The 22,653-nt window shown below is 29.0% G+C and carries 19 protein-coding genes; 10 read left to right on the top strand and 9 right to left on the bottom strand.

Translation table 11 applies throughout. The annotated features are described in order from the left end of the window. Window positions 1-39 precede the first annotated feature (39 nt). A complete protein-coding gene (locus tag J5A73_RS00485; protein WP_211615667.1) occupies window positions 40-411 on the bottom strand; it encodes a metalloregulator ArsR/SmtB family transcription factor in 372 nt (123 codons plus the stop codon). 242 nt (window positions 412-653) lie between these two features. On the opposite strand from J5A73_RS00485, the gene J5A73_RS00480 reads away from it, so the two are divergent. The 3 genes from J5A73_RS00480 (at window position 654) to J5A73_RS00470 (ending at window position 2,453) form a co-directional block, all read left to right on the top strand. Beyond that, entirely contained in the window at window positions 654-1,361 is a 708-nt protein-coding gene (locus J5A73_RS00480; RefSeq protein WP_211615665.1) for a type 1 glutamine amidotransferase, read from the top strand. A 123-nt stretch (window positions 1,362-1,484) separates the two neighbouring features. Continuing rightward, complete coding sequence (locus J5A73_RS00475) at window positions 1,485-2,138, top strand: 2'-5' RNA ligase family protein (protein WP_211615663.1); 654 nt, start codon at window positions 1,485-1,487, stop codon at window positions 2,136-2,138. A gap of 15 nt (window positions 2,139-2,153) precedes the next feature. Further along, complete coding sequence (locus J5A73_RS00470; RefSeq protein WP_211615661.1) at window positions 2,154-2,453, top strand: thioredoxin family protein; 300 nt, start codon at window positions 2,154-2,156, stop codon at window positions 2,451-2,453. Between the two features lie 90 nt (window positions 2,454-2,543). On the opposite strand, the gene J5A73_RS00465 is transcribed toward J5A73_RS00470, so the two are convergent. Then, window positions 2,544-3,641 (bottom strand): RNA-guided endonuclease TnpB family protein, encoded by a 1,098-nt coding sequence (locus tag J5A73_RS00465; RefSeq protein ID WP_211615659.1) that lies wholly within the window; start codon window positions 3,639-3,641, stop codon window positions 2,544-2,546. Between the two features lie 349 nt (window positions 3,642-3,990). Here J5A73_RS00465 and J5A73_RS00455 point away from each other — a divergent pair, with 349 nt between their 5' ends. The 5 genes from J5A73_RS00455 to J5A73_RS00435 all read left to right on the top strand — a co-directional run bounded on the left by J5A73_RS00455 (window position 3,991) and on the right by J5A73_RS00435 (window position 9,728). After that, entirely contained in the window at window positions 3,991-7,245 is a 3,255-nt protein-coding gene (locus J5A73_RS00455; RefSeq protein ID WP_249069306.1) for an autotransporter domain-containing protein, read from the top strand. A gap of 600 nt (window positions 7,246-7,845) precedes the next feature. Continuing rightward, window positions 7,846-8,124 (top strand): C40 family peptidase, encoded by a 279-nt coding sequence (locus tag J5A73_RS10355; protein ID WP_249069435.1) that lies wholly within the window; start codon window positions 7,846-7,848, stop codon window positions 8,122-8,124. Window positions 8,125-8,158: 34 nt separating this feature from the next. After that, entirely contained in the window at window positions 8,159-8,524 is a 366-nt protein-coding gene (locus J5A73_RS00445) for an MliC family protein (RefSeq protein WP_211615653.1), read from the top strand. Window positions 8,525-8,530: 6 nt separating this feature from the next. Then, window positions 8,531-8,791: a transposase gene (locus J5A73_RS00440; RefSeq protein WP_256438643.1), complete on the top strand. Its 261-nt coding sequence runs from the start codon at window positions 8,531-8,533 to the stop codon at window positions 8,789-8,791. 91 nt (window positions 8,792-8,882) lie between these two features. Further along, on the top strand, window positions 8,883-9,728 hold the full coding sequence (locus tag J5A73_RS00435; protein ID WP_249069304.1) for a hypothetical protein: 846 nt from the start codon (window positions 8,883-8,885) through the stop codon (window positions 9,726-9,728). Window positions 9,729-9,781: 53 nt separating this feature from the next. Here J5A73_RS00435 and pflA read toward each other — a convergent pair whose 3' ends face one another. Together pflA and pflB are read right to left on the bottom strand one after the other, a co-directional pair. After that, a complete protein-coding gene (pflA, locus tag J5A73_RS00430) occupies window positions 9,782-10,516 on the bottom strand; it encodes a pyruvate formate-lyase-activating protein (protein ID WP_211615651.1) in 735 nt (244 codons plus the stop codon). A gap of 224 nt (window positions 10,517-10,740) precedes the next feature. Further along, a complete protein-coding gene (gene pflB, locus J5A73_RS00425; RefSeq protein WP_211615648.1) occupies window positions 10,741-12,972 on the bottom strand; it encodes a formate C-acetyltransferase in 2,232 nt (743 codons plus the stop codon). 326 nt (window positions 12,973-13,298) lie between these two features. Here pflB and mnmA point away from each other — a divergent pair, with 326 nt between their 5' ends. Then, window positions 13,299-14,399: a tRNA 2-thiouridine(34) synthase MnmA gene (mnmA, locus tag J5A73_RS00420; RefSeq protein ID WP_211615646.1), complete on the top strand. Its 1,101-nt coding sequence runs from the start codon at window positions 13,299-13,301 to the stop codon at window positions 14,397-14,399. A 152-nt stretch (window positions 14,400-14,551) separates the two neighbouring features. Here mnmA and J5A73_RS00415 read toward each other — a convergent pair whose 3' ends face one another. Both J5A73_RS00415 and J5A73_RS00410 read right to left on the bottom strand, forming a co-directional pair. Beyond that, window positions 14,552-15,331, bottom strand: a complete 780-nt coding sequence (locus J5A73_RS00415) for a type III pantothenate kinase (RefSeq protein WP_371813405.1) — start codon at window positions 15,329-15,331, stop codon at window positions 14,552-14,554. A 20-nt stretch (window positions 15,332-15,351) separates the two neighbouring features. Then, a complete protein-coding gene (locus J5A73_RS00410) occupies window positions 15,352-16,959 on the bottom strand; it encodes an OPT/YSL family transporter (protein ID WP_211615644.1) in 1,608 nt (535 codons plus the stop codon). Between the two features lie 231 nt (window positions 16,960-17,190). Here J5A73_RS00410 and recJ point away from each other — a divergent pair, with 231 nt between their 5' ends. Continuing rightward, a complete protein-coding gene (gene recJ / locus J5A73_RS00405; protein WP_211615642.1) occupies window positions 17,191-20,250 on the top strand; it encodes a single-stranded-DNA-specific exonuclease RecJ in 3,060 nt (1,019 codons plus the stop codon). A 131-nt stretch (window positions 20,251-20,381) separates the two neighbouring features. Here the strand turns inward: recJ and tgt are convergent, their stop codons facing one another. The 3 genes from tgt to J5A73_RS00390 all read right to left on the bottom strand — a co-directional run bounded on the left by tgt (window position 20,382) and on the right by J5A73_RS00390 (window position 22,640). Then, complete coding sequence (gene tgt / locus J5A73_RS00400; protein WP_211615640.1) at window positions 20,382-21,581, bottom strand: tRNA guanosine(34) transglycosylase Tgt; 1,200 nt, start codon at window positions 21,579-21,581, stop codon at window positions 20,382-20,384. A 91-nt stretch (window positions 21,582-21,672) separates the two neighbouring features. Then, on the bottom strand, window positions 21,673-21,915 hold the full coding sequence (locus tag J5A73_RS00395) for a type B 50S ribosomal protein L31 (protein ID WP_211615638.1): 243 nt from the start codon (window positions 21,913-21,915) through the stop codon (window positions 21,673-21,675). A gap of 287 nt (window positions 21,916-22,202) precedes the next feature. Continuing rightward, complete coding sequence (locus J5A73_RS00390; protein WP_211615636.1) at window positions 22,203-22,640, bottom strand: Dps family protein; 438 nt, start codon at window positions 22,638-22,640, stop codon at window positions 22,203-22,205. Window positions 22,641-22,653: the final 13 nt, after the last annotated feature.

The following is a 22,653-nucleotide window of genomic DNA, read 5'->3' as shown; positions in this document are numbered from 1 at the left end:
TATAATTAATATTAGCACATATTTAAAATGATTTCAAGTTTATTTTTTTTCTGAAATATGTGAAATTGCTTCGTCAACAATATGCTTTACATGTTCGTCTTCCAGAGAATAGTACACTACTTTTCCTTCTTTTCTGTATTTTACAAGCCTTGTCTGTTTTAGAACTCGCAGCTGATGTGAAATTGCGGACTGCGTCATGTTTAGTAAATTTGCGATGTCACATACGCACATCTCTTCTTGAAATAGCGCACTTAATATTTTCATTCTTGTGGCATCTCCTAAGACTTTGAAAAACTCTGCGGTATCAATTATTATTTCTTCTTTTTGAAAATTTTTTTTTACTCTTTGTATAGTTTCGTTGTGAATAGTTTTTGAGTCACAAACTGGAATTTCTTCTTTTCTTTTTTTCATATTTACTCCTTGTTAATTCTTTATAATATTATATACAGTTTTTTTAATATTTTCAACAAAAAATGTTTTTCAGTATAACGGTTTGAGAAAATATTGATTTAAATCCTTTTCTTGAATTTTTTTCATAAAAATTATATAATACATCTAATCTCTTTAATATTAAACTTAAATATTAGCAAAATTCAAAAAAGTTAGTTTTAAAGTGATTTTACTAGAAATCTAAAACTTAAAGGAGTACAGTGATGAAAATACACTTTATATTACACGAAACATTTGAAGTTCCAGGAGCTTATCTTGCCTGGGCAGCACTTTCTGGACACGATGTCACAATGACAAAAGTCTATCAAGATGAAAAGTTACCTGAAAATGTGGATTCATTTGATTTTTTAATAGTAATGGGAGGTCCTCAAAGTCCAATTGGAGATAATAGCGAGTTTCCTTATTTTGACCCAAAAGCTGAAATTGATTTGATTAAGAAAGCTATAAAAGCTGATAAATACATAGTTGGAGCATGTCTTGGAGCTCAGCTTCTAGGAGAAGCCTACGGTGGAACTACAGAAAAAAGTCCTTCTTGCGAAATTGGAAATTTTCCGATTGAATTAACTGAAGATGGACTAGAAGATAAAAATATTAAGCATTTTGGAAAACAAGCGATAACAGGACATTGGCACAGCGATATGCCAGGACTTCCTGATACAGCAAAAATTTTAGCAAAAAGCAAAGGATGTCCACGACAAATTATAAAATATAGCGAAAAGCACTACGGCTTTCAATGCCATCCTGAATTTACAAAAAAAGTGGCAGAATTATTAATTGATTCAGATAAAGATCTTGAAAAGAAAAGCCAAACTTTACCATTTGTACAATCACCTCAAACAATCCGCAATAACGATTATAATGAGATGAATAATCTTCTTTATGAATTTTTGGATAATCTTACAAGTAAATAAAGTAAATGTGCGGAAAAACAGCTAAATTAAATGTGGAATACTTTTTAAACCTTGTTTTTAAAATATTTCAAGGTATAATTGTAGCAAAAGTAATCTAAAACAAAAAATTTAGGAGGTTTTATTATGAAAAAGATATTTTTTTCAATTTTTTTAATGTTTTGCCTGAACGCTTTTTCCAATGTAAATTACAACGTTTTTGTAATTATGGATAATAATGCAACCAGAAATGTGGAAAATATCTCAAAGGGACTTAAAGAGGCAGGAATTGAAAGCCTTTATTCAAAAGGATATGCAGTCCATCTGACACTTTATCTTACAGAATACAAACCTGAAGCATTAAAAACAATAAAGAATACTGTCAATAAAATCGCAAATCAGACAAAGCCTTTTGATATAGAATTTTACAGATTAAGAAAAACTGGCGGAAACTGGTTTATGCTTGATGCTCAAAACAATGAAGCTATACAGCAGCTTGCAGATGAAATAACAGTTAGCTTAAACAAATATCGTGCAAAGGACGCACAAGTTCCCGACTGGGCAAAATCTATTCCTGAAAAAGTAAAATCTTTCAATTTGTACGGCTCTCCAAACGTATTTACAAGTTTTGATCCCCACATAACTTTACTTACTCCAGAAGATCCATCCAAAATAGACGCATTTACATCAAAATACGACTTCAATCCTTTTAAATCTAAAGTCATTGGTATTGGAATTGCTCAAGTAGATGATTTGGGACAAGCTAAAAATATAATTTATTCAGTAAAATTTAAAAAATAGAAAAGGAGAAATTGTATGAAAAGACTTGGAAACTATGAGGAAATACTGAATAAAATAAAAGAGGAAAAGTATTTCTTATTATATGTTTCAATGAATAACTGCAGTATCTGTCATGCTGATATGCCAAAAGTTGAAAAAATTGCAAATGAAAAAAATTTTCCATCCTATCATATTGAAGCCCCTGAAATTCCTGAAGCTGTTGGACAGTTAAGTTTATTTTCAGTTCCAGTAGTTATTTTATTTTATGAAGGCAGGGAGATACATAGACAGGCTAAAATTATTGATTTTAAGGAAGTGAACTACTCCCGCTTTTAGAAGCGGGAGCTTCTTGGGAAGTATCTGCTTTTGTTAGCCAAATATATTTACCAAGCTCTTCGGACAGTCCCTGCCCTGTTTTTTTATTTCCTAATATTTCAACATTTCTTTTCCAACATCTCTTATATTCAGTGCCGCATTGTAATCTCTATCAATTTCAATCCCACAACACTCACATCTATAACTTCTTTCTGATAATTTCAGTTTCTCTTTAATATTTCCACATTTACTACAAGTTTTCGACGACGGAAACCATTTATCTATCTTCAAAAATTGTTTCCCTAAAAACATCAGTTTATACTCAACCATCCTCAAAAACATTCCCCATCCATTATCTCCTACACTTTTCCCAAAATTTAATGCCTGACTCATCCCCTTCATATTCAAATCCTCAACAACCACAGCATTGTATTCTTCAGACAATTTTTTCGATAATTTATGCAAAAAATCTCTTCGACAATTTTTAATATACTCATGCAATTTTGATATTTTCGCTTTTTGCTTATACCAATTTTTAGAAAACTTCACTTTTCTCGATAATGATTTCTGTAATTTTTTCAATTCTTCTTCCAACATCCTAAAATATTTTGGATAATCAGCTCTTTGGTTTTCAGAACTGACAAATAATTCAGACATTGAAAAATCAAGTCCAATTACTTTATCATTACTTGGCATTTTTTGAATTTCTTTTTCAAATTCTGTCAAAACAGAAACATAGTAATTTCCATTACTGTTTGTCAATGTTACTGACTTTATCTTGTAATCCTTCGGTATTTTTCTATGATATTTCAATTTAACTTTTTTCAATTTTGGCAAAACCAAATATTTGTTTTCCTCTATTCGTATTGAATTATTCACACAATTTGTCGTGTAACTTTTAACATTATTCTTTTTAGATTTGAACCTTGGAAATTTTGCCCTCTTCTGAAAGAAATTTGTAAACGATCGTTTTACATTCAATTGAGCATTTGAAAGTGCTAGACTGTCCACTTCTTTTAGAAATTTATTTTCACTCTTCAAACTGGCAGGTGTAATTATTTTATTTTTCCCAGTTTCTTCATAAATTTTATTAGCAATATACAAAATCGTATTGTAAACAAAACGAACACATCCAAAAGTCTTATTTATCAATAATTCCTGCTCTTTATTTGGATAAATTCTGTATTTGAATGCTAAATTATATTTCATAAAATTACACCTCCCTTTGATTTTGAATATTATTTTTAATTATTTCTTTAGAAATTTTATTATTTATAACTTCTCTTCGATATTTTATACAAAAATTATATCATGGATGTATCCTTTTTTCAATAAAAAAAGCAATTCATCTCCCACTTGTAGAAAGCCTACGACTTCTTGCTATCTTTTTGTTAAAACTATTTTAATTTTATTGACTTTTAAAAAAAATCAAGATATAATAGGAATGATTAGGGAGTCTAATTTTTTACATACAATTAATTTATTCAGATAAATTTACACAAAATATAAAAAAATAAATAAAAAATTAATTTCTTTTAAAGTAAAAGGAGGAAGTGTGATGAAAACACGAAATTTAAAGAAAAAATCTAAAAAGTTAAGAAATTTAATACTTTTAACATCGTTATGTGCTATTTTAAGTTGCGCTTCTGGCGGCGGCGGTGGCGGTGGTGGAACCGCAAACAATACACCTTCAAATCCAGATAAGCCTTCAAACATAAATACAGCTCCAAGCAAACCAAATCCTGGAACTCCTGCACCTAAGCCAGACTCTAATCCGGAGACTGTTAAGCCCACTAAACCACAAGATCCTGGTAACCCCACTAAACCACAAGATCCTGGTAACCCCACTAAACCACAAGATCCTGGTAACCCCACTAAACCACAAGATCCTGGTAACCCCACTAAACCACAAGATCCTGGTAACCCCATTAAACCACAAGATCCTGGTAACCCCATTAAACCACAAGATCCTGGTAACCCCATTAAACCACAAGATCCTGGTAACCCCATTAAACCACAAGATCCTCCACAAGATCCTGTTAAGCCCATTAAACGAACCCCTACACCTAGACCAATACCCAAAAAACAACCCCTTGCTGATAAACCTAAACTTCAAAATCTTGGCTCAGTATCTGAACTTCATGTTAATAGTGATATAAATCTTGATAATAGTAGTAGCTCATATTTATCAGATATGACAACTCACCCGATTATTCATTTACTTAAGGATAAAGAGATTACAGGAACAGGGGATAATCAGAATGCTATAAAATCAGATTTATTTGCGGATAATCATGGAATAATTAAACTTACAGGAAAAAATACTGTGGGAATGTCTTCACAGATTGTTTATAATAGAGGTTTCATAAAAGTAGGAGAAAATTCCATTGCGCAACATGCTGTTTACAAGGATGTAGAAGATAATTATGAACGATTTATTATTAATGAAGGTATAATTGAATTAGGAAAAAATTCTACAGGTATACGTATGGATAAAGAGTACAATAATATTAATGGATTTGCTAACAACTACGGTACGATTACAAGTAATGCAGCAAATGTTACTGGAATAATGGCGGATATAAAAGATGTAAAACATTCTAAAAATAATCCTAATCTAATTTCTTATATCGATAATGATGGAGAAATAAATCTTTCAGGAGACAAATCTAAAGGAATGTATGCTGAAGGAAAAGGTAAAATGAAAATGCGTAACAGAAATAAAATAATAATAGGAGATTCATCTGACAAAAATGATCCAAGCATCGCAATGCATTCAAGTAATCCAGAAAATGAAACAATAAATGATGGAATTATAGAAGTAGGTAAAAATTCTAGAGGAATGTCTGAAACAAATGGTGGAAGATTAACAAATAATCAAGAAATAATTATTAAAGGTGAAAACGGTGTTGGAATGTACTTAGCTAATGGATCTAAAGGTGTCAACAACGGTACAATAGAACTAACTGCAAAGAATGCTATTGGAGTTGTTCTTGATGCAAATTCAGAATTTACAAATAATGGAAATATTATTATTGATTCTGATGGAGGAATTGGAATATTGGCAAATGGTGGTATAGTTAATAATACAGGATATTTCGAAATTAAATCAAAAAATTCAAGGGGAATAGTGAACAATGGTGGTAAAGTTGAAATTTCTAAAGGGGATTTTATAGTTAACGGAAATAATTCAATAGGAATCTTGAATAAAGGTAATAATGTTATAAGTTCTGAAGATGTTTTTATAATTAGTGGAAATAATTCAGTAGGAATCTATAACAATGATGAAGCTAAAGTTTCTGGAGGTAATTTTACAATTACTGGAAATAATTCAGTAGCAATTTATAATAAAGGTAACGGTAGCATTTCTGGAGGTAATTTTATAATTGGTGGAAGCGGTTCAAGTGGAATAAGTTTAAGAAGCTCAACCAAAGCTATCGCTGCTAAAGACCTTCCTGCTAGAAGAAGTTTAGGAATTTATGTAAATTCACTTGGAAAAACTAATCCGATAGAAGGATTAGCTAACTTAGGATTAGACAGTGCTGACTTGCTAATCGGAGCAGAAGTTACAGAAAAGACTAATGATACAGAAGTTACAGTTGGAAGTAATGTACTAGATCCATTTAATAACTCGATCAAAACGAGTAATATTCCTAACTGGACAGTAAAATCATATTCATTGATTTGGGAAGCTGATCCTGAAATTAAGGACGGTAGAATTGAAAAAGTTACTTTGAAAAAACAATCTTATGCAAAATTTGCTGATGAAAATACAGAAGGTGTTGCAAAAGCGCTTGATGAAAAATACATTATGGCAAGTGAAAAAGATAAACAAATATTTAACTATATGAACAAATTAAGAGATGCTGAAAGTCTAAGAAGAGTCTACCGTGAAGTAAGAGGAAACCAATATACAAATGTTCAGCAAAGAATTAATCAAACAGATAATCTTCTAGATAAACAAATTTTATCTTTACAAAAAGACAATGCTGATAAAGCTGGACATCACGTTGAAACATTCTTTGACAGAAATAAACACGATTTTGAAACTAATGAAGTGCCTGACACTAAAAACACAGCTTACGGGGTTTCTTACTTATTTAACAATACTGATAATAATTGGGGACTTTACGGTGGTGTTGTAATAAATAGATATAAATTCAAAGATATTGCACATTCAAAAGAAAATATCACAATGTTTAAATTAGGTGGTTATAAGAAATACGAGTTAAACAACTTTGATTGGACTTTTGGTGGAGACGTATTTATTTCACAAAACTCTATGAAACGTAGATTTATGGCAGGAAATATTTACGAAAATAAAGCTGATTACAACGCTTATGGATTCTCAATTAAGAATGAAATTAGTAAAACTTATGAGTTAGGTGAAAATGGTACTATCAAACCTTATGGAACATTAAAGCTTGGATATGGAAATTTTGAAAGAATTAAAGAAAAAGATGGAACTTTCAAATTGGATGTTAAAGGAAATAGCTATTATTCAGTTAAACCATCTGTTGGTGTAGAAGTTGCTTATACAAAAGAAATTACAGATAAAACTAAACTAAAAGCGTCTTTAGATTTAGCGTATGAACATGAACTTGGAAAAATTGATCATAAGAAAAATGAAATTAAATATGTAGATACAAACAGAACTTATAAATTATCTGCAAAAGATGAAAATCGTGGAAACTTTAGAAGTGGAGTGAAAGTTGGAATGGAAATAGGAAACTTTAATTTCTCAGTAAATGGTGGATACGATACTAAGGATAAGAATGCCCGTATTGGTGTAGGATTCGGAACATCATTCTAAATATATTCTTTCCCTTAAATAAATTTGTATTTCAGAGGGCTGTCTCATAAAGTGATTTTGTGAAACAGTCTCTTTTTATTTTTTTGAGAAAATAACCAATTTAATTTTTTTCAAATAAATGATACAATTATCGTATCAAAAAATTGATAAAAATGATATTCGAAATAAAATAATTTTAGTTCTGAGTTTTATTCAGCATTATTACTACACTAAAAACTAATTTTGGAAGGAATAAAAATATATGAAAAAAAATAAATTTATGACAGCTATTTGTGTATTGTCAACTTTTGTAGGAACAAATTTATAGGCAAAGGAGACAAAAACTAAAAAAGTTAGTAATACCAATAGTTCTAATAAAAATTCAGCTACTAAAAAAAGCTCTATAACAACACATAATACAAGAATTTACAGCATTTCATCAAAAAACACAAGCCCTCTTCTCGAAACTAAAATGGCAGAACTAAAACAAAGACACGCTAAAGTAATGGCTTCAGGTTCAGCTCAGGAAAAACGTAAAGTTAACATAGAAAAAAACTTTTAACTTCATATAGTAAATGGAAAGGAACTAAATATAAATTAGATGGAGATTCAAAAGAAGGAATTGATTGTTCAGCATTAACTCGTAGAGTTTATCGTGAAACTTTTAATCAAGAATTACCAAGAGTTTCAACTCAACAAATAAAAAAAGGACCAAGAGTTGTAGGAAAAGATCTAAAATCGGGAGATATTATGTATTTTAGACCTGATAACAGAATAGACCACACAGCTGTCTATGTTGGAAACTCGATATTTATTAATGCTTCATCTTCCAAAGGAGTCTCTAAAAAGCCTTATTGGAGAAAATATTTTAAATATGGAGTAAGAGCCTGTAAAGCTTAAACTAAAAGTCGAATATTTTAAAAATTAAAGAAAGGTGGTGCAACTAATGATGAAATTAGCTAAGAAATTACTAGTAATATTTGGAAGTGTATCATTAATGAGCTGCGCTTCATCTAATAACAGCAATGAAGTAAGAAAATATCCACCAATAAATGATACACGCAAAAAAGTTCCTTCCCAAACATTTAATTGTAACGGAAAAAAATTTGTTGTAGTTTATGTTACATCAGACAAAATTCAACTTATTGATGAGTCATCAAATTCCAGATTTCAATTAGACCACGTTGTATCCGCAAGCGGTTCAAAATATAGCGACGGAAAAATTGAAATTCACATAAAAGGTAGGGAAGCTGTGCTTAATCAAGATGGAAATGACGTTTCTTTTTATCTTGTAAGATAAAGAGTATTGTTTTACCGTAAAGAAAAAAAATTGAAGAAATTACAGAAATTGTTATCAAGAAAAGTAAAATTTTCTAAAAATTGGTATAAGCAAAAATTGAAAATATCAAAATTACATGAGTACATCAAAAATTGTCGAAGAGATTTTTTACATAAATTATCGAAAAAATTGTCTAAAGAATATAATGCTGTGGTTGTTGAAAATTTGAATATGAGAGGGATGAGCCAGGCATTAAATTTTGGGAAAAATGTAGGAGATATTTGTTAAAATATTTTTTAAACCTTGTTTTTATACTATTTTAGGGTATAATTATAACAAATAAAAGTAATCTAAAATAGGAAATTTAGGAGGTTTTGTTATGATAAAAAAAATATTTTTTTTAATTTTTATAATATTTTGTTTTAATATTTTTTCTAATACAGATTACAGTATGTCTGATTCTAATTCTGACATTTCAGTTTCAGAGCAAAATACTTCTGATTATGATTCTACTAATATTAGCTCAGACTACAAAACTTCTAATTCTAGTGATAGTATTGGTGTTGTAATTCTAATTCTGATTTTTCTTATACCGCTATTTGATTCTAAGCCTAATGTTAAGCCTAATGTAGATTATAATGTTTTTGTAATTTTAGATAATAACACAACTACAAATGTTGAAAATATTTCAAAAAAATTAAAAGAGAATGGAATTGAAAGCCTTTATGAAAAAAAATATATAATACAATTAACACTTTATCTTACAAAATATAATATGAATAATTTACATAAAATTAAGGAAATCATTGAAAAAATTGCAAATCAGACAAAATCTTTCAATGTAGAGTTTTACAGGTTGAGAAAAACAGATAGAAAATTGCTTGTACTAGATGCTAAAAACAATGAAAATATACAACAACTAGCAGATGAAATTACAGTCAATCTGACTAAATATCATGCAAAAAATATAAATGTTCCTAATTGGATAAAATATATTCCAGAAAGAGAAAAACTTTTCAAGTTATACGGTTCGTCAGATGTATTTACAAATTTTGAACCATATATACCTTTACTTTCTCAAGTAAATTTATCTCAAATACAATCGTTTATTTCAAAATATAATTTTAATCCATTTAAATCCAAAGCTATTGGTATAGGAATTGCACAAGTTGATAATTTGGGACAAGCAAAAGACATAATTTATTCGATAAAATTCAAACAATAAAAAATCTAAAAGGGAACTAATTTCTAATAAAACTAGAAATAATTCCCTTAATTTTATTTTTCCAGCATTTTTAACCCATAAGATCTAAAAATATCTTCAGCCTTGTCAATCAATTCTTTCGTAGGAGTCGGTGTATCTTGTAATTTATACACTTTTTTCATTTTTTCCCACTTTGATTTTCCCATTTGATGGAATGGCAATATATCCACCCTTTCCACATTTGTAAGCTGTGACGCAAATTTTGCCCAGTCGTGCAAATCTTTTTCATCATCAGAATATCCTGGAACTAATACATATCTTAACCAAACCGGTTTATTTATTTCCTTTAGATATTTTGCAAATTTTAGCGTATTTTCCAAATCTACAGAAGTCAATATTTTATATTTTTCAGGATTTATGTGCTTAATATCGAGAAGCACCATATCCACAAGCTCCAACACTTTTTTCGCCTTTTCATTAAAAATATATCCAGATGTATCAAGTGCCGTATGAATCTTATTTTCACGGCAAAGTTTAAATAATTCCATCAGAAATTCAGGCTGCATCAAAGGTTCCCCACCAGACACAGTAACACCGCCAGTTTTTATAAATCCTTTCACTTTTAAAATTTCCTTCATAACTTCCTGTGCAGTCAGCACCATTTTTTTATCTTCAATTTTCCAGGTGTCAACATTATGGCAATATAAACATCGCAAAGGACATCCCTGTAAAAACAGCACAAATCTAATTCCCGGTCCATCTTTTGTCCCAAAAGACTCAAATGAATGTATATATCCTTTTACTTCCATATAAATTCTCTCTCTTTCTCTCTTACTTTTTTTAATATAAACTCAATATAAAATTTAATATAAATATTTATTTTATATTTAAATAATAGAAAATAATGCCGCATAACTCATATTTTTATGAAACTATGCGACATTTTTCATATTTTTAACAATTTATTGAATTTGCTTAAATTGAATTTGTTTAACAGCTAAATTTAAATTTTAAATTTTTAAACTTTCAAAAATTACATTTTGTTTGAAATTGTTCTGTTAATTACATCTAATTGTTGTTCTCTAGTCAATTTAACGAAATTTACTGCATATCCAGAAACTCTGATTGTTAATTGTGGATAATTTTCAGGATGTTCCATTGCATCTTCTAATAAATCTCTTCCGAATACATTTACATTTAAGTGGTGTCCTGTTTGGTTGAAGTATCCGTCCATTAATCCAACTAGGTTAGTTTGTTTTTCATTTGCATTTTTACCTAATGTTTCTGGTGTAATTGCGAATGTATAAGAAATTCCATCGTTTGCATCTTCAAATGGGATTTTTGCTACTGAAGCAAGTGAAGCAACAGCTCCTCTTGTATCTCTTCCATGCATAGGGTTTGCTCCTGGACCAAATGGTGCTCCAGCTCTTCTTCCATCAGGTGTATTTCCTGTTTTCTTACCGTATACAACGTTTGAAGTAATAGTTAATACTGATTGTGTAGGGATTGCATCTCTATACATTTTATGAGTTCTCAATTTGTTCATAAATCTTCTTGTAATATCTACTGCAAATTGGTCAGTTGCATCATCATTATTTCCGAATGGAACATAATCTTTTTCATTGATGTAGTCAACTGCATCTCCTTCTTCATCTCTTACAACTTTAACTTTACCATATTTAATAGCCGCAAGTGAATCTGCAATAATTGAAAGTCCAGCAATTCCAAATGCTTCTGTTCTTCTGATATTAATGTCGTGCAATGACATTTCTAATGCTTCATAAGAATATTTGTCATGCATATAGTGAATAATATTCAATGCTTTAACATAAGTTGAAGCTAACCAGTCTAACACTTTATCTAATTTTTCCCATACTTCGTCAAATTCCAAGTATTCACCTTTGATTGGTTCAAATTGTCCAACTGGTGTAACTTGAATCTTAGATTTTTCATCTTTACCACCGTTAATTGCGTATAACAATGCTTTTGGCAAGTTTACTCTTGCTCCGAAGAATTGCATTTGGTGTCCAATTGTCATTGGAGATACGCAACATGCGATTCCATAGTCATTTCCGAATTGTGGTCTCATAATGTCGTCATTTTCATATTGTACTGATGAAGTATCAATTGACACTTTAGCACAGAATTTTTTCCAAGTTTCAGGTAATTTTTCACTCCATAAAACTGTTAAGTTTGGTTCAGGTGAAGTTCCCATGTTGTACAATGTGTGCAAGATTCTAAATGAATTTTTTGTAACCATTGATCTTCCATCTGCTCCCATTCCTCCAATTGATTCAGTTACCCAAACTGGATCTCCTGAGAACAATGCATCATATTCAGGTGTTCTTAAGAATCTAATTATTCTTAATTTCATAACGAAGTGATCCATTATTTCTTGAGCTTCTTTTTCAGTCAAAGTTCCTTCCTGCAAATCTCTTTCCAAGAAAATATCTAGGAATGTAGAAGTTCTACCAATACTCATCGCAGCTCCATTTTGATCTTTAGTTGCTGCCAAGTATGCAAAATATAGCCATTGTACTGCTTCTTTACCATTAGTAGCTGGTCCTGAAATATCAAATCCGTAAGCTGCTGCCATTCTCTTTAATGCTTTTAATGCTTTAACTTGTTCAAAAACTTCTTCTCTAAGTCTAATTACATCTTCAGTCATTTCAGCTGGATCTAAATTTTTGTATTGTTCTTCTCTGTCAGCTATCAATCTGTCAACTCCGTAAAGAGCAACTCTTCTGTAATCTCCGATAATTCTTCCACGACCATAAGCATCTGGAAGTCCTGTAATAATTCCTGTATGTCTTGCTTTTCTTATTTGTTCAGTATAAGCTGAGAAAACTCCATCATTGTGAGTTTTTCTGTATTTAGTAAAAATTTCTTCAGTTTCTGGATCTAATTTATAACCAAAAGCTTCCAAGCTGTTTTTTACCATTCTTAATCCACCATTTGGGAAGATTGCTCTTTTTAGTGGAGCATCAGTTTGAAGTCCTACAATTTTTTCCAAATCTTTATCAATATATCCAGCTCCATAAGCATCTATTTGAGAAGGTATTTTAGTTTCAGCGTCATAAATACCTTTTTCTCTTTCTACTTTAAATTTTTCAGAAAGCTCTTTCCACAATTTAGTAGTTGCTTCAGTCGGTCCTTCCAAAAAGCTGTCATCACCTAAATATTCTGTATAATTTAATCTGATAAATTCTGTAACATCAATGTTGTCTTTCCAATTTCCTTCTTTAAATCCTCTCCATGCGTCCATAATATTATAAACTTCCTTTCAAAAATTTTTTTGTATCCGTATATTTGTAATCATTTTAATATTGTAACTTTACTTAAGTTCATAAGTATTATACCCTATATTTTTCATAAAAGCAAACATATTATTTAAATTATTTTTTTCACTTATTTTAGCTAAATAACTTGCATTTCTAATAGATTTTTTAAGTATATTCTTGAAATTTTTTTATTAAAAAAAGTAATTTTAAAATAAACAAGACAGAGCAAAAACTTTTAAATTCATTGACAAATAAAATACTTAATGTTATTATTTGCATATAAAAATAGAAAGCGAGAAAAAAATATAATATGAAAAAGAAAAAAGTTGTTTTGGGAATGTCAGGTGGAGTCGACTCTTCTGTTGCGGCAATTCTTTTAAAAGAACAAGGTTATGAAGTCATCGGAGTTTTTATGAAAAACTGGGAAGAAAAAGATGAAAATGGAGTTTGCATGGCTGAGGAAGATTACAAAGATGTGATTGCTGTGGCTGAGCAACTGGGAATCCCATATTATTCAGTAAATTTTGTAAAAGAGTATTGGGATCGAGTATTCACTTACTTTTTAAATGAATATAAAAGAGGAAGAACACCTAATCCTGATGTGATGTGCAATAAAGAGATTAAATTTAGAGCGTTTTTAGACTATGCAATGAAAATTGGTGCGGATTATGTGGCGACAGGGCATTACGCCAGAATAATTCACGAAAAAGATGAAAATGGCAAAATTAAGTCAACCATGCTTCGCGGAGTTGATGACAACAAAGACCAGACATATTTTTTGTGTCAACTAAATCAAGAACAATTAGAAAAAGTGCTATTTCCAATTGGAGACTATGAAAAACCTAAAATTAGAGAAATTGCACAAAAATATAATTTGGCGACTGCAAAGAAAAAAGATAGCACAGGAATTTGCTTTATTGGAGAAAGAAACTTTAATGAATTTTTGTCTAAATATTTACCTGCAAAAGATGGAGAAATTGTAAATATTCAAGGAAAGGTTTTGGGAAAACATCATGGCCTTATGTATTACACAATTGGACAAAGAAAGGGAATTGGAATTGGAAATACGAAAGAAGGGACTGGAGAACCTTGGTTTGTTGTGGATAAAGATTTGGAAAAAAATCAGTTAATTGTTACGCAAGGTGATAATTCTTTGCTTTATTCAAAAGGAATGATTGCGACAGATTTTAATTTTATTAATCCTGATGATGTTTCATTTCCACTAGAATGTACGGTAAAATTCAGATACAGACAAGCTGATACAAAAGCAACAATTAATAAATTGGATGGCGAAAAATACGAAGTGATTTTTGATTCTCCACAAAAAGCGGTAACATTGGGACAAATTGTGGTTGCCTACAATGGCGAAGAATGTTTAGGTGGAGGAGTTATTGATAAAATTATAAAATAAGGGGATTATATCCCCCCTATTTTTTATTCAAAATCTTTTTTTTACTCTTAAGTTTAATTGAATTAAAAGATATTTATCAAATCAAAAAAATAAAACTTTTCAACTTTTAATTATTTTATTTTAATTCAAAAAATTTTTAAAAATAAAAAAAATTAATCTTTATTTAGTCTATAAAACTCAAAAATTCCTTTAGCACCTAAATTTTCTATATATTCATCTATTGTTTCAACATATTCAGAAATTTTTTTACCTTGTCCACCTGTCGCTATTACACAAGCGTTTGGAAAATCTTTTTTGTACTGAAAAATAAGTTCTTTTATTGCTCCAACATTTCCAAAAAATATTCCCGCATTAATTTGCTCTGTTGTATTTGTACCAAGTGCTGAATTTGAGTTTTCAAATGAAACTTTTGGCAATTTTGCCGTATTTGTGAATAACGCATTTATTGAAAGCGTGATGCCAGGTAAAATACAGCCACCACAGTAAACTGAGTCTTTTATCACATCAAAAGTAGTTGCTGTGCCAAAGTCAATTACAACAAATTCATTTTTTTTATAAGTTTTTTTAAGAGCTAAAATGTCACAAATCCTGTCAGCTCCCAATCCACGCTCAAAATTTTCTGAAAAAATAATTTCTTTTTTTGTATTTTTTAGCGAAATAAATTTTGGCGTAAGTTTAAAATATTTTTTTCCAAGATAATAAAAAATTTCATTTATATGTGGCACAACTGAAGAAACAATAATACTTTGAGTTTTGTAAATATCTATTTTACTATTTTCAGATAATGTCTTTAATACGGCAAAAAAAGTGTCTTCTGTATAAGTTAAATTTGTAGGAATTCTAAAAGATGCCAAAATTTCCCCTTCATTGCTGTAAAAAATTGGAACAATATGAGTATTTCCAATGTCAAATCCTAAAATCAATTTAATCACCTCTCGTCATGTTTTAATTTTTAGCGAAATAATATAAAATAATATGCAATCAGTGAAATTATCACTCCGATAATTGCTTCACCTGACATCAATCCGTTTGAAAACATCATAAATTTTTGTGAAAATTTAGTAGAAATTTTTCCAAAGATTAAATTTAGAAGTCCACCTAAAAATACTGGCAAAGTCAAGTAAAATGGGACATAAATTCCTATTCCAAAAGTTAGCACAGGAAAATTTAACATATAAAGTGCAAAACCGATTAAAAGTCCTGTAAAGAAAAACTGAATAAATGGAATTCCATTTATAATTGAAGCAACAATTGAAGCTTGAAGCACTATTAACTCTGAATTTTCTTTTGGACCAATATTTTTATAAATGTTAAAAAATACGAAAAATAGCCAAGTTATAACAACCGAACTCACAACAGCTCCTATAAGTTCTCCTAAAAACTGTTCTTTTGGATCAGTTTTAGTTTTATAACCTGATTTAAAGTCATTTAAAATATCTCCCGCAAGTCCACAAGCTACTGCGACGATACACGCTAAAAAAAATAATAAAAGTGTTGAAAATTTTGTGGAAAAAGCAAAGTTTAAAAATTTTAATTTTCCTAAAAAAGAAATTATTAAAATTGTGATAATTGCATAAATTTCCATCGGATTTACACCTGTTTTTCCAGTTGAATATCCAGCGACTATTGTACATAAAATACAAATTACTAAAAGAACAAATGCTAAGATAATTGGTAATTTATAAATAAAAGTAATTAATAAAACTGTTATTAAAAAATAAGTAAATAATTTTTTTGAAAATATAGAAGTGCTTTTTTTCTCCTTTTTTAATTGAGAAAAAATTAGTTTTACAATTACTCCAAATCCAATTCCGACAACAATTCCCATTCCAAAACTATTTTTCATAAGATCAAAATCTTTTATATTTTTTGAAATTGCCAAAGGCTGTGCTATAAAATGAACTAAAGCACCTCCTAAAAACCAGATAAAAGTGTTTAAAAATCCTAAAATATAGCCAATTCCAACTAAAAGTGGAGAAACATAAAAACTTAAAAATCCATTTTTTGTAGAAATTAGCGTTGGAATAATCGGAGATTTTTGTTTAGTAAAGTTAATATCTCTCAAAACGGAAACAACTGTGCTAAATAGAACTCCTAATCCGACAAAAAGTCCATCTTTTTTGGTGTTATCCGAATTTACCAAATTATAAGCCGCTTCTCCAATTGGAAATTCAAGCTTCTCTTCTTCAATCATCTTTTTTCTAAAAATAAAAGAAAGAACACAACCTAGCACAGATCCAAGTAAAATTGTCACAAAAAGCAAAGTTTTATTGATATTTTCAAGTTTTCCACCCAATATCAAGTATCCAGGCATTGTGAATGCTACACCTCCAGCAACCATTGATCCAGCACTCATAATCGTGTGAGTGACCGTAATTTCTTTGCTATCAGTTTTTTTGAAAAAATTTAGCGCCATGATGGAAATTAGCGTCACCATTACTGTTGGCCAAGGCAGTGCACCAAATTTTAAAACAGTGTAAAATGAACTCGCAGAAATAAGTACAGCTCCAATAACTCCAATTATTACAGAAGCTGGTGTGATTTTTATTTTTTTTGACATAAAGTATCTTTTTCTCCTTTCAAAAAAATTTATTTTTTTATTAAAATATATAAAATTTTACCTTATTTAATGCATCTTTGTCAATAAATTTTGAAAATAAAGTAAAATAAATTTTATTTTTTTAATTTTAAATAAAATTAAAAATGTGGTAAAATATAAAAGTAAAGTTTTGAAATTCCCAAAAATACTTTACAAAAATTAATGGGGGAAATTTTAAAAGAGGAGAAAAAAATGAGAAATACAAGATGGCGTTCAAAAGTTATTCCAAGTCCACGACAGGAAAGGGAATATATAAAAAAAAATGAAGATAAAAATAAAAATGAAAGCAATGAAAAAGAAAAAAAAGAAAAATTTAAAAAAGTAAAAATAAAAAGAGCCAATCAAAATGAAGCAAAAAAGTTTTCAATTGATCAAGATATTTTGCAAATTCTTTATTCAAGAGGAATTGATTCAGACGAAAAAATAAAAAAATTTCTTAATCCAAGTTTGAAAGATGTCGAAAATCCTTTGGGACTTTGCGATATGGAAAAAGCTGTTGTTGAAATTGAAAAAGCAATTTCGGAGCAAAAAAATATTTGGATATATGGAGATTACGATGTTGACGGAATCACTTCCACTTCGGTTTTATATTTAGCTCTAAAAGAACTTGGAGCAGAAAATGTAAATTACTACATTCCAATTCGAGATGAAGGTTATGGACTAAATAACGAAGCACTTAAAAAAATAAAAGATTCAGGAGCGGATTTGGTAATAACAGTTGACTGTGGAATTACTGCTTTTCCCGAAGTTGAATTTGCAAATTCGATAGATTTGCCTATAATAATTACAGATCACCACAATTTGCACGGCGGAAAAATTCCAGAAGCTTTGGCGGTCATTAATCCTAAAAGGAAAGAAAACAATTTTTCTTTTGAATTTTTGGCTGGAGTTGGAACTATTTTTATGGTTGTGCTTTGTCTTTTTGAAAGAGCTGAAAAAAAAGAAGAGACAAATAAATATTTGGATTTGGTGGCGATTGGAACAGTTGCAGATATTGTGCCGCTTACGGATGAAAATAGAATTTTTACAAAATTTGGTTTAGAGCAATTACTTTGCACAAAACATAAAGGACTAAAATTTTTGCTCTATAAATTATTTTCTTCAAATCAGCAAAATATTGAAAAAACTGAGTACACAACTTACGATGTGGGATTTATCATAGCGCCTGTATTTAATGCGGCTGGAAGACTTACAGATGCGAAAATGGTTGTAAAACTTTTGACTTCGGATAACGAACGAGAAATTGAAGTTATTGTAAAAGAACTTATTAACAGAAATTTTGAGAGAAAAGAACTGCAAAATAAAATTGTGGAAAAAATTGAAAACAAAATTGAAAATACTGACACTTCAAATGATTTTGTAATTATCGACTATTCGCCTGAATATCATCACGGCGTAATTGGAATTGCAGCTTCAAAAATTGTTGATAAATACTATAAACCAGTAATAATAATGGAAGTTAAAGAAGATGAAGGAATTGCAGTCGGTTCGTGCAGAAGTATTGGAAATTTCAATATTTTGGAAGTTCTACAGTCAATGCCAGAATTATTTTTAAAATTTGGAGGACATTCAGGTGCGGCTGGATTTACAATTCCGATAAAAAATATTCCGCTTTTTCAAAAAAAAGTAAATAAATTTGCGAAAACTAAATTGACAAAAGACGATTTTGTAAAAATTATCGAAATTGATAAGCAAATTCCAATACAAAAAATTTCGTACGAATTTTTTCAGCTGACAGAAAAACTAAAACCTTTTGGTTTTGGAAATCCAACGCCAACTTTTAGGACAAATAATGTGCTTTTTGAAAATATTAAATTCATTGGAGAAAATAAAAATCACATAATGTTTGACCTTAAGCAAAAAGGTTTTTCAAATAAAAATGCAGTTTGGTTTAATTCAGGGGAACTTTTTAAAGATTTGAACAAAAATTTAATTTATGACATCGTTTATAAATTAAAATCTGAAATGTTTCAAAATAAATTTTACACAAAAGTTTATATTGAAGATGTAAAACCGTCTAAAATGAAAGACGAAACTTTACTCTATTATCATTCGTTATTCAATACTTCGTTTCCAATAAAATCAGTTTTTTATACAAATGTTGAATGGGACGAAAATAAAAAAATAAATATGAAAGCAAATTTTGACCAAATTGAACTTTTTTGTGGAAGACAAATTATTGGACGACTTAATTACAATATTTCAAATATGCTTTTATTGCTAAATAAATATTATAACTGGAAATTTTCGGTTAAAATTGCAAATATTAGGCAAACTGAAACTCACAAAATAGTCGAAGTTTTGATAAGAAGAAAATATAAATTCAATGGTTATGGATATGAAGATGCAGAAATTTTTAGAGAAATCAAAGAGTTTTTGATTGGAAAAATGGAATATAATACTCAGACGAAAAAATTACTTGCACAAATTTTTAGACAAAATAAAAATTTAATCATAAAAAATATTTTTAGCAAAAAAGAAGAATTTAAATATGAAATGTCAGATTTTAAAATATTTTTACTCACAATCGGAATTTATTATAAAAAAATAACTTCTAAAAAAAGTCAAATCGTTGTTAAAAATAAAGATGATTTTGAATACAACGAACCTTTTATAAATAAATATTTTGAAATAAACGAAAAATACGAAACTGAATATCCATTTACTGTATTTTACGATTTTATTCCAGAAAATATTTGTTTTGTCAAAGAAGAAGAAAATTATTTAAAAACAAATTCTGTAGAAAATAGTTTTTTAGAAAATGAAAATAAAAACGAAAATATAAATTCTGAGAATGAAGATGAAAATAAAAATAAAGATAAAGATAAAAATAAAAATATAAAAGATATGGAAAATATAGACGAAAATCAAGAAAATTTTGAAATAAAAGAAGAAGTTAAAAAAATAAATTATAAAAAAGTCGAACAAATTGAATATAAAATTGGCAAAAATAAAAATATTAAAGTTAAAGAGAAATTTTGTGTAATTTTAAATGACAATGAATTTTTAGAAAGACTGGATTTTTCAAAAGAAGAAATGGAAAACGAAAATATTATAGAAATTACAACTGAGATTAAAATTCCAAGAAATGTCATTTTTCTTGAAAATTTGGCAAAAAAAGACAGAAAAAAACTAAGTGGGAAAAATATTTATTTAAGATATCTTCCTTTTAGTAAAAAAATTAATTTGAAAAAATTGCTTGACGAAAGAAAAATTATTTATTCTGATTATTCGATAAATGATATTTTATAAAAAAATTTTTTATATTTGATTAAAAAATTACTAAATAAATAATAATAATAATGCAGTTTGTATTTTTTACTAAAAATAAAGAAAAAATATAAAAAAAGAAGAATTTTTAAATAAACTCTTCTTTTTTTATTTTATAACATAACTTCATTTTTTCCTTTTTTCACAATAGTCGGATTTCCAAAAATCTTTGGCTTTATCCAATCGCTCTCTTTCCCCATCGCATAATTTTTCAAAAATTCTTCTTTATATTCCTGAAATTTTTCGTTCAAAATAGCATTTCTAGCATTGTCCATTAATTTTAACAAAAAGTGCAAATTGTGATAAGTCGCCAGTCTTTGTCCCAAAATTTCTCCAGTCTTAAAAAGATGTCTTATGTAGGCTCTCGTATAATTTTTACAAACATAGCAATCACAGTCCTCGTCAAGTGGTCTGTCATCTCTCGAATAAGATGAATTTTTTATAACCAATCTTCCATATTTTGTGAAAACTGTCCCATGTCTTCCAAGTCTTGTCGGTTGAACACAATCCATCATATCTATCCCATCTTCCACAGCTTCTAACATATCCACAGGCTCTCCAACACCCATCAAATATCTAGGTTTATTCTCCGGCAACTTTGGCGTGATATATTCTAAAATTCGGTACATATCTTCTCTAGGCTCTCCAACTGCAAGTCCTCCAAGCGCATATCCTGAAAAATTATCATCCATCTCAAACAACTCATTAAAACTTTTGTCCCTCAAATCCTCATAAATTCCACCTTGGACAATTGCAAAAAGCCCTTGTGTTTCTTTATTTCTATTAGCAGCTATACATCTTTTTGCCCATCTTGTAGTCCGCTCAATTGATGGAATTAAATATTCCCTAGAAGACAGTCCCGGAGGACATTCATCTAAAACCATCATGATGTCACTTCCCAAGTTATTTTGAATTTCAATAGATTTCTCCGGCGATAAAAAATGTTTTGAGCCGTCTATATGCGAACGAAAATTAACTCCTTCTTCTTTTATATCCCGCAAATCTCCCAAGCTGAAAACTTGAAATCCGCCGCTATCCGTAAGAATCGGTCTATCCCAATTCATAAAGCCATGTAATCCACCAAAATCATTTACCAATTTATCTCCAGGTCTTAAATACAAATGATAAGTGTTTCCCAAAATTATTTGAGAATTGATTTCTTTTAATTCTTCTTTCGTCATAGCTTTAACGGTTGCCTGAGTTCCAACTGGCATAAATACAGGAGTCTTAATTTCTCCGTGCGGAGTTGAAATTACACCAGCTCTGGCATTTTTATCCTTTTTTTCCAATTCATATTTTATTGGTTTTTCCATTTATTTTCTCCTATTTTTCAATTTTTTCTAAAAAATTCAAAAAAAAACAGAGAGTAAAAAACCTCTGCTTTTATTTTTTTTATAATTCAAATTATAAATTGTATTTTTTCTTAAATTTATCAACTCTTCCAGTTTCATCAACGAATTTAGATTTTCCAGTAAAGAATGGATGAGAAGTTGAACTTGTTGCAACTTTTATTACAGGATATTCTTTTCCTTCAAAAGTAGTTGTTTCTTTAGAAGTTTTTGTTGATTTTGTTAAGAATTTGTCTCCATTACTAGTATCTTCAAACACTACAAAATTGTATGCAGGATGTAAATCTTTTTTTGCCATTATTTATTTCTCCTTTCTATATATAACTATGATTATTTATTTTTATCATTCATAATATAATAACATATTTCTTTATCTTTTTCAAGATTTGAAAATTTATTTTTTATTAAAGTTTTATAATTTTTGAAAAAATTTAATATTTTGAAATAAAAATTAGATTTTTTTATCAAAAAAATTTAAAAATTAAAATTAAAAAAAAGAGAAAATCAACATTCAGATTTTCTCTCAAATTTAAAGTATAGTAATGAATTTTTGAATAATTTTGTAAAATTTTTAATTAAAAGAAATTATTTTAAATAAGCATTTAACATCCACAAATCTTTTTCATATGTGCTGATATATTCATCAACTAATGCAGATGTTCCGTAATCATTTTCTTCATCAGCAACTTCTTTTACTTCTTTTACTAATTTTAACATTGCTTCAAATTCTTTTTTAACATCGGCAACTGCGTCAGCAATAGAAATTGCTTCATTTTTAGCTTCACTAATTGTAGAAACTTCTAAGTAGTCTTTTAATGTTCCTAAAGGACGACCACCAATTGCTAAAATTCTTTCAGCAACATCATCAATTTGTGTATTTAATCCATTATAATATTCTTCCAATTTTGCGTGAACAGAAAAGAATCCTGAACCAACTATATTCCAGTGATAATTTTGAACCTTTCTGTATAACACATTTAAATTAGCTAAATAAAGATTTAATTTTTCAACTGTTTTTGACATTTTTATCACTCCT

This window comes from Leptotrichia sp. oral taxon 218 (genome assembly GCF_018128225.1).
Taxonomy (GTDB): Bacteria; Fusobacteriota; Fusobacteriia; order Fusobacteriales; family Leptotrichiaceae; genus Leptotrichia.
Note: the sequence above shows the minus strand (reverse complement) of the source record. Positions and strands in the feature narration are given on the sequence as shown.

What these genes read in the sequence shown, in the direction of transcription:
- J5A73_RS00485 (WP_211615667.1), bottom strand. Translation starts at nt 411, where the DNA reads ATGAAAAAAAGAAAAGAAGAAATTCCAGTTTGTGACTCAAAAACTATT.
- J5A73_RS00480 (WP_211615665.1), top strand. Translation starts at nt 654, where the DNA reads ATGAAAATACACTTTATATTACACGAAACATTTGAAGTTCCAGGAGCT.
- J5A73_RS00475 (WP_211615663.1), top strand. Translation starts at nt 1,485, where the DNA reads ATGAAAAAGATATTTTTTTCAATTTTTTTAATGTTTTGCCTGAACGCT.
- J5A73_RS00470 (WP_211615661.1), top strand. Translation starts at nt 2,154, where the DNA reads ATGAAAAGACTTGGAAACTATGAGGAAATACTGAATAAAATAAAAGAG.
- J5A73_RS00465 (WP_211615659.1), bottom strand. Translation starts at nt 3,641, where the DNA reads ATGAAATATAATTTAGCATTCAAATACAGAATTTATCCAAATAAAGAG.
- J5A73_RS00455 (WP_249069306.1), top strand. Translation starts at nt 3,991, where the DNA reads ATGAAAACACGAAATTTAAAGAAAAAATCTAAAAAGTTAAGAAATTTA.
- J5A73_RS00435 (WP_249069304.1), top strand. Translation starts at nt 8,883, where the DNA reads ATGATAAAAAAAATATTTTTTTTAATTTTTATAATATTTTGTTTTAAT.
- pflA (WP_211615651.1), bottom strand. Translation starts at nt 10,516, where the DNA reads ATGGAAGTAAAAGGATATATACATTCATTTGAGTCTTTTGGGACAAAA.
- pflB (WP_211615648.1), bottom strand. Translation starts at nt 12,972, where the DNA reads ATGGACGCATGGAGAGGATTTAAAGAAGGAAATTGGAAAGACAACATT.
- mnmA (WP_211615646.1), top strand. Translation starts at nt 13,299, where the DNA reads ATGAAAAAGAAAAAAGTTGTTTTGGGAATGTCAGGTGGAGTCGACTCT.
- J5A73_RS00410 (WP_211615644.1), bottom strand. Translation starts at nt 16,959, where the DNA reads ATGTCAAAAAAAATAAAAATCACACCAGCTTCTGTAATAATTGGAGTT.
- recJ (WP_211615642.1), top strand. Translation starts at nt 17,191, where the DNA reads ATGAGAAATACAAGATGGCGTTCAAAAGTTATTCCAAGTCCACGACAG.
- tgt (WP_211615640.1), bottom strand. Translation starts at nt 21,581, where the DNA reads ATGGAAAAACCAATAAAATATGAATTGGAAAAAAAGGATAAAAATGCC.
- J5A73_RS00395 (WP_211615638.1), bottom strand. Translation starts at nt 21,915, where the DNA reads ATGGCAAAAAAAGATTTACATCCTGCATACAATTTTGTAGTGTTTGAA.
- J5A73_RS00390 (WP_211615636.1), bottom strand. Translation starts at nt 22,640, where the DNA reads ATGTCAAAAACAGTTGAAAAATTAAATCTTTATTTAGCTAATTTAAAT.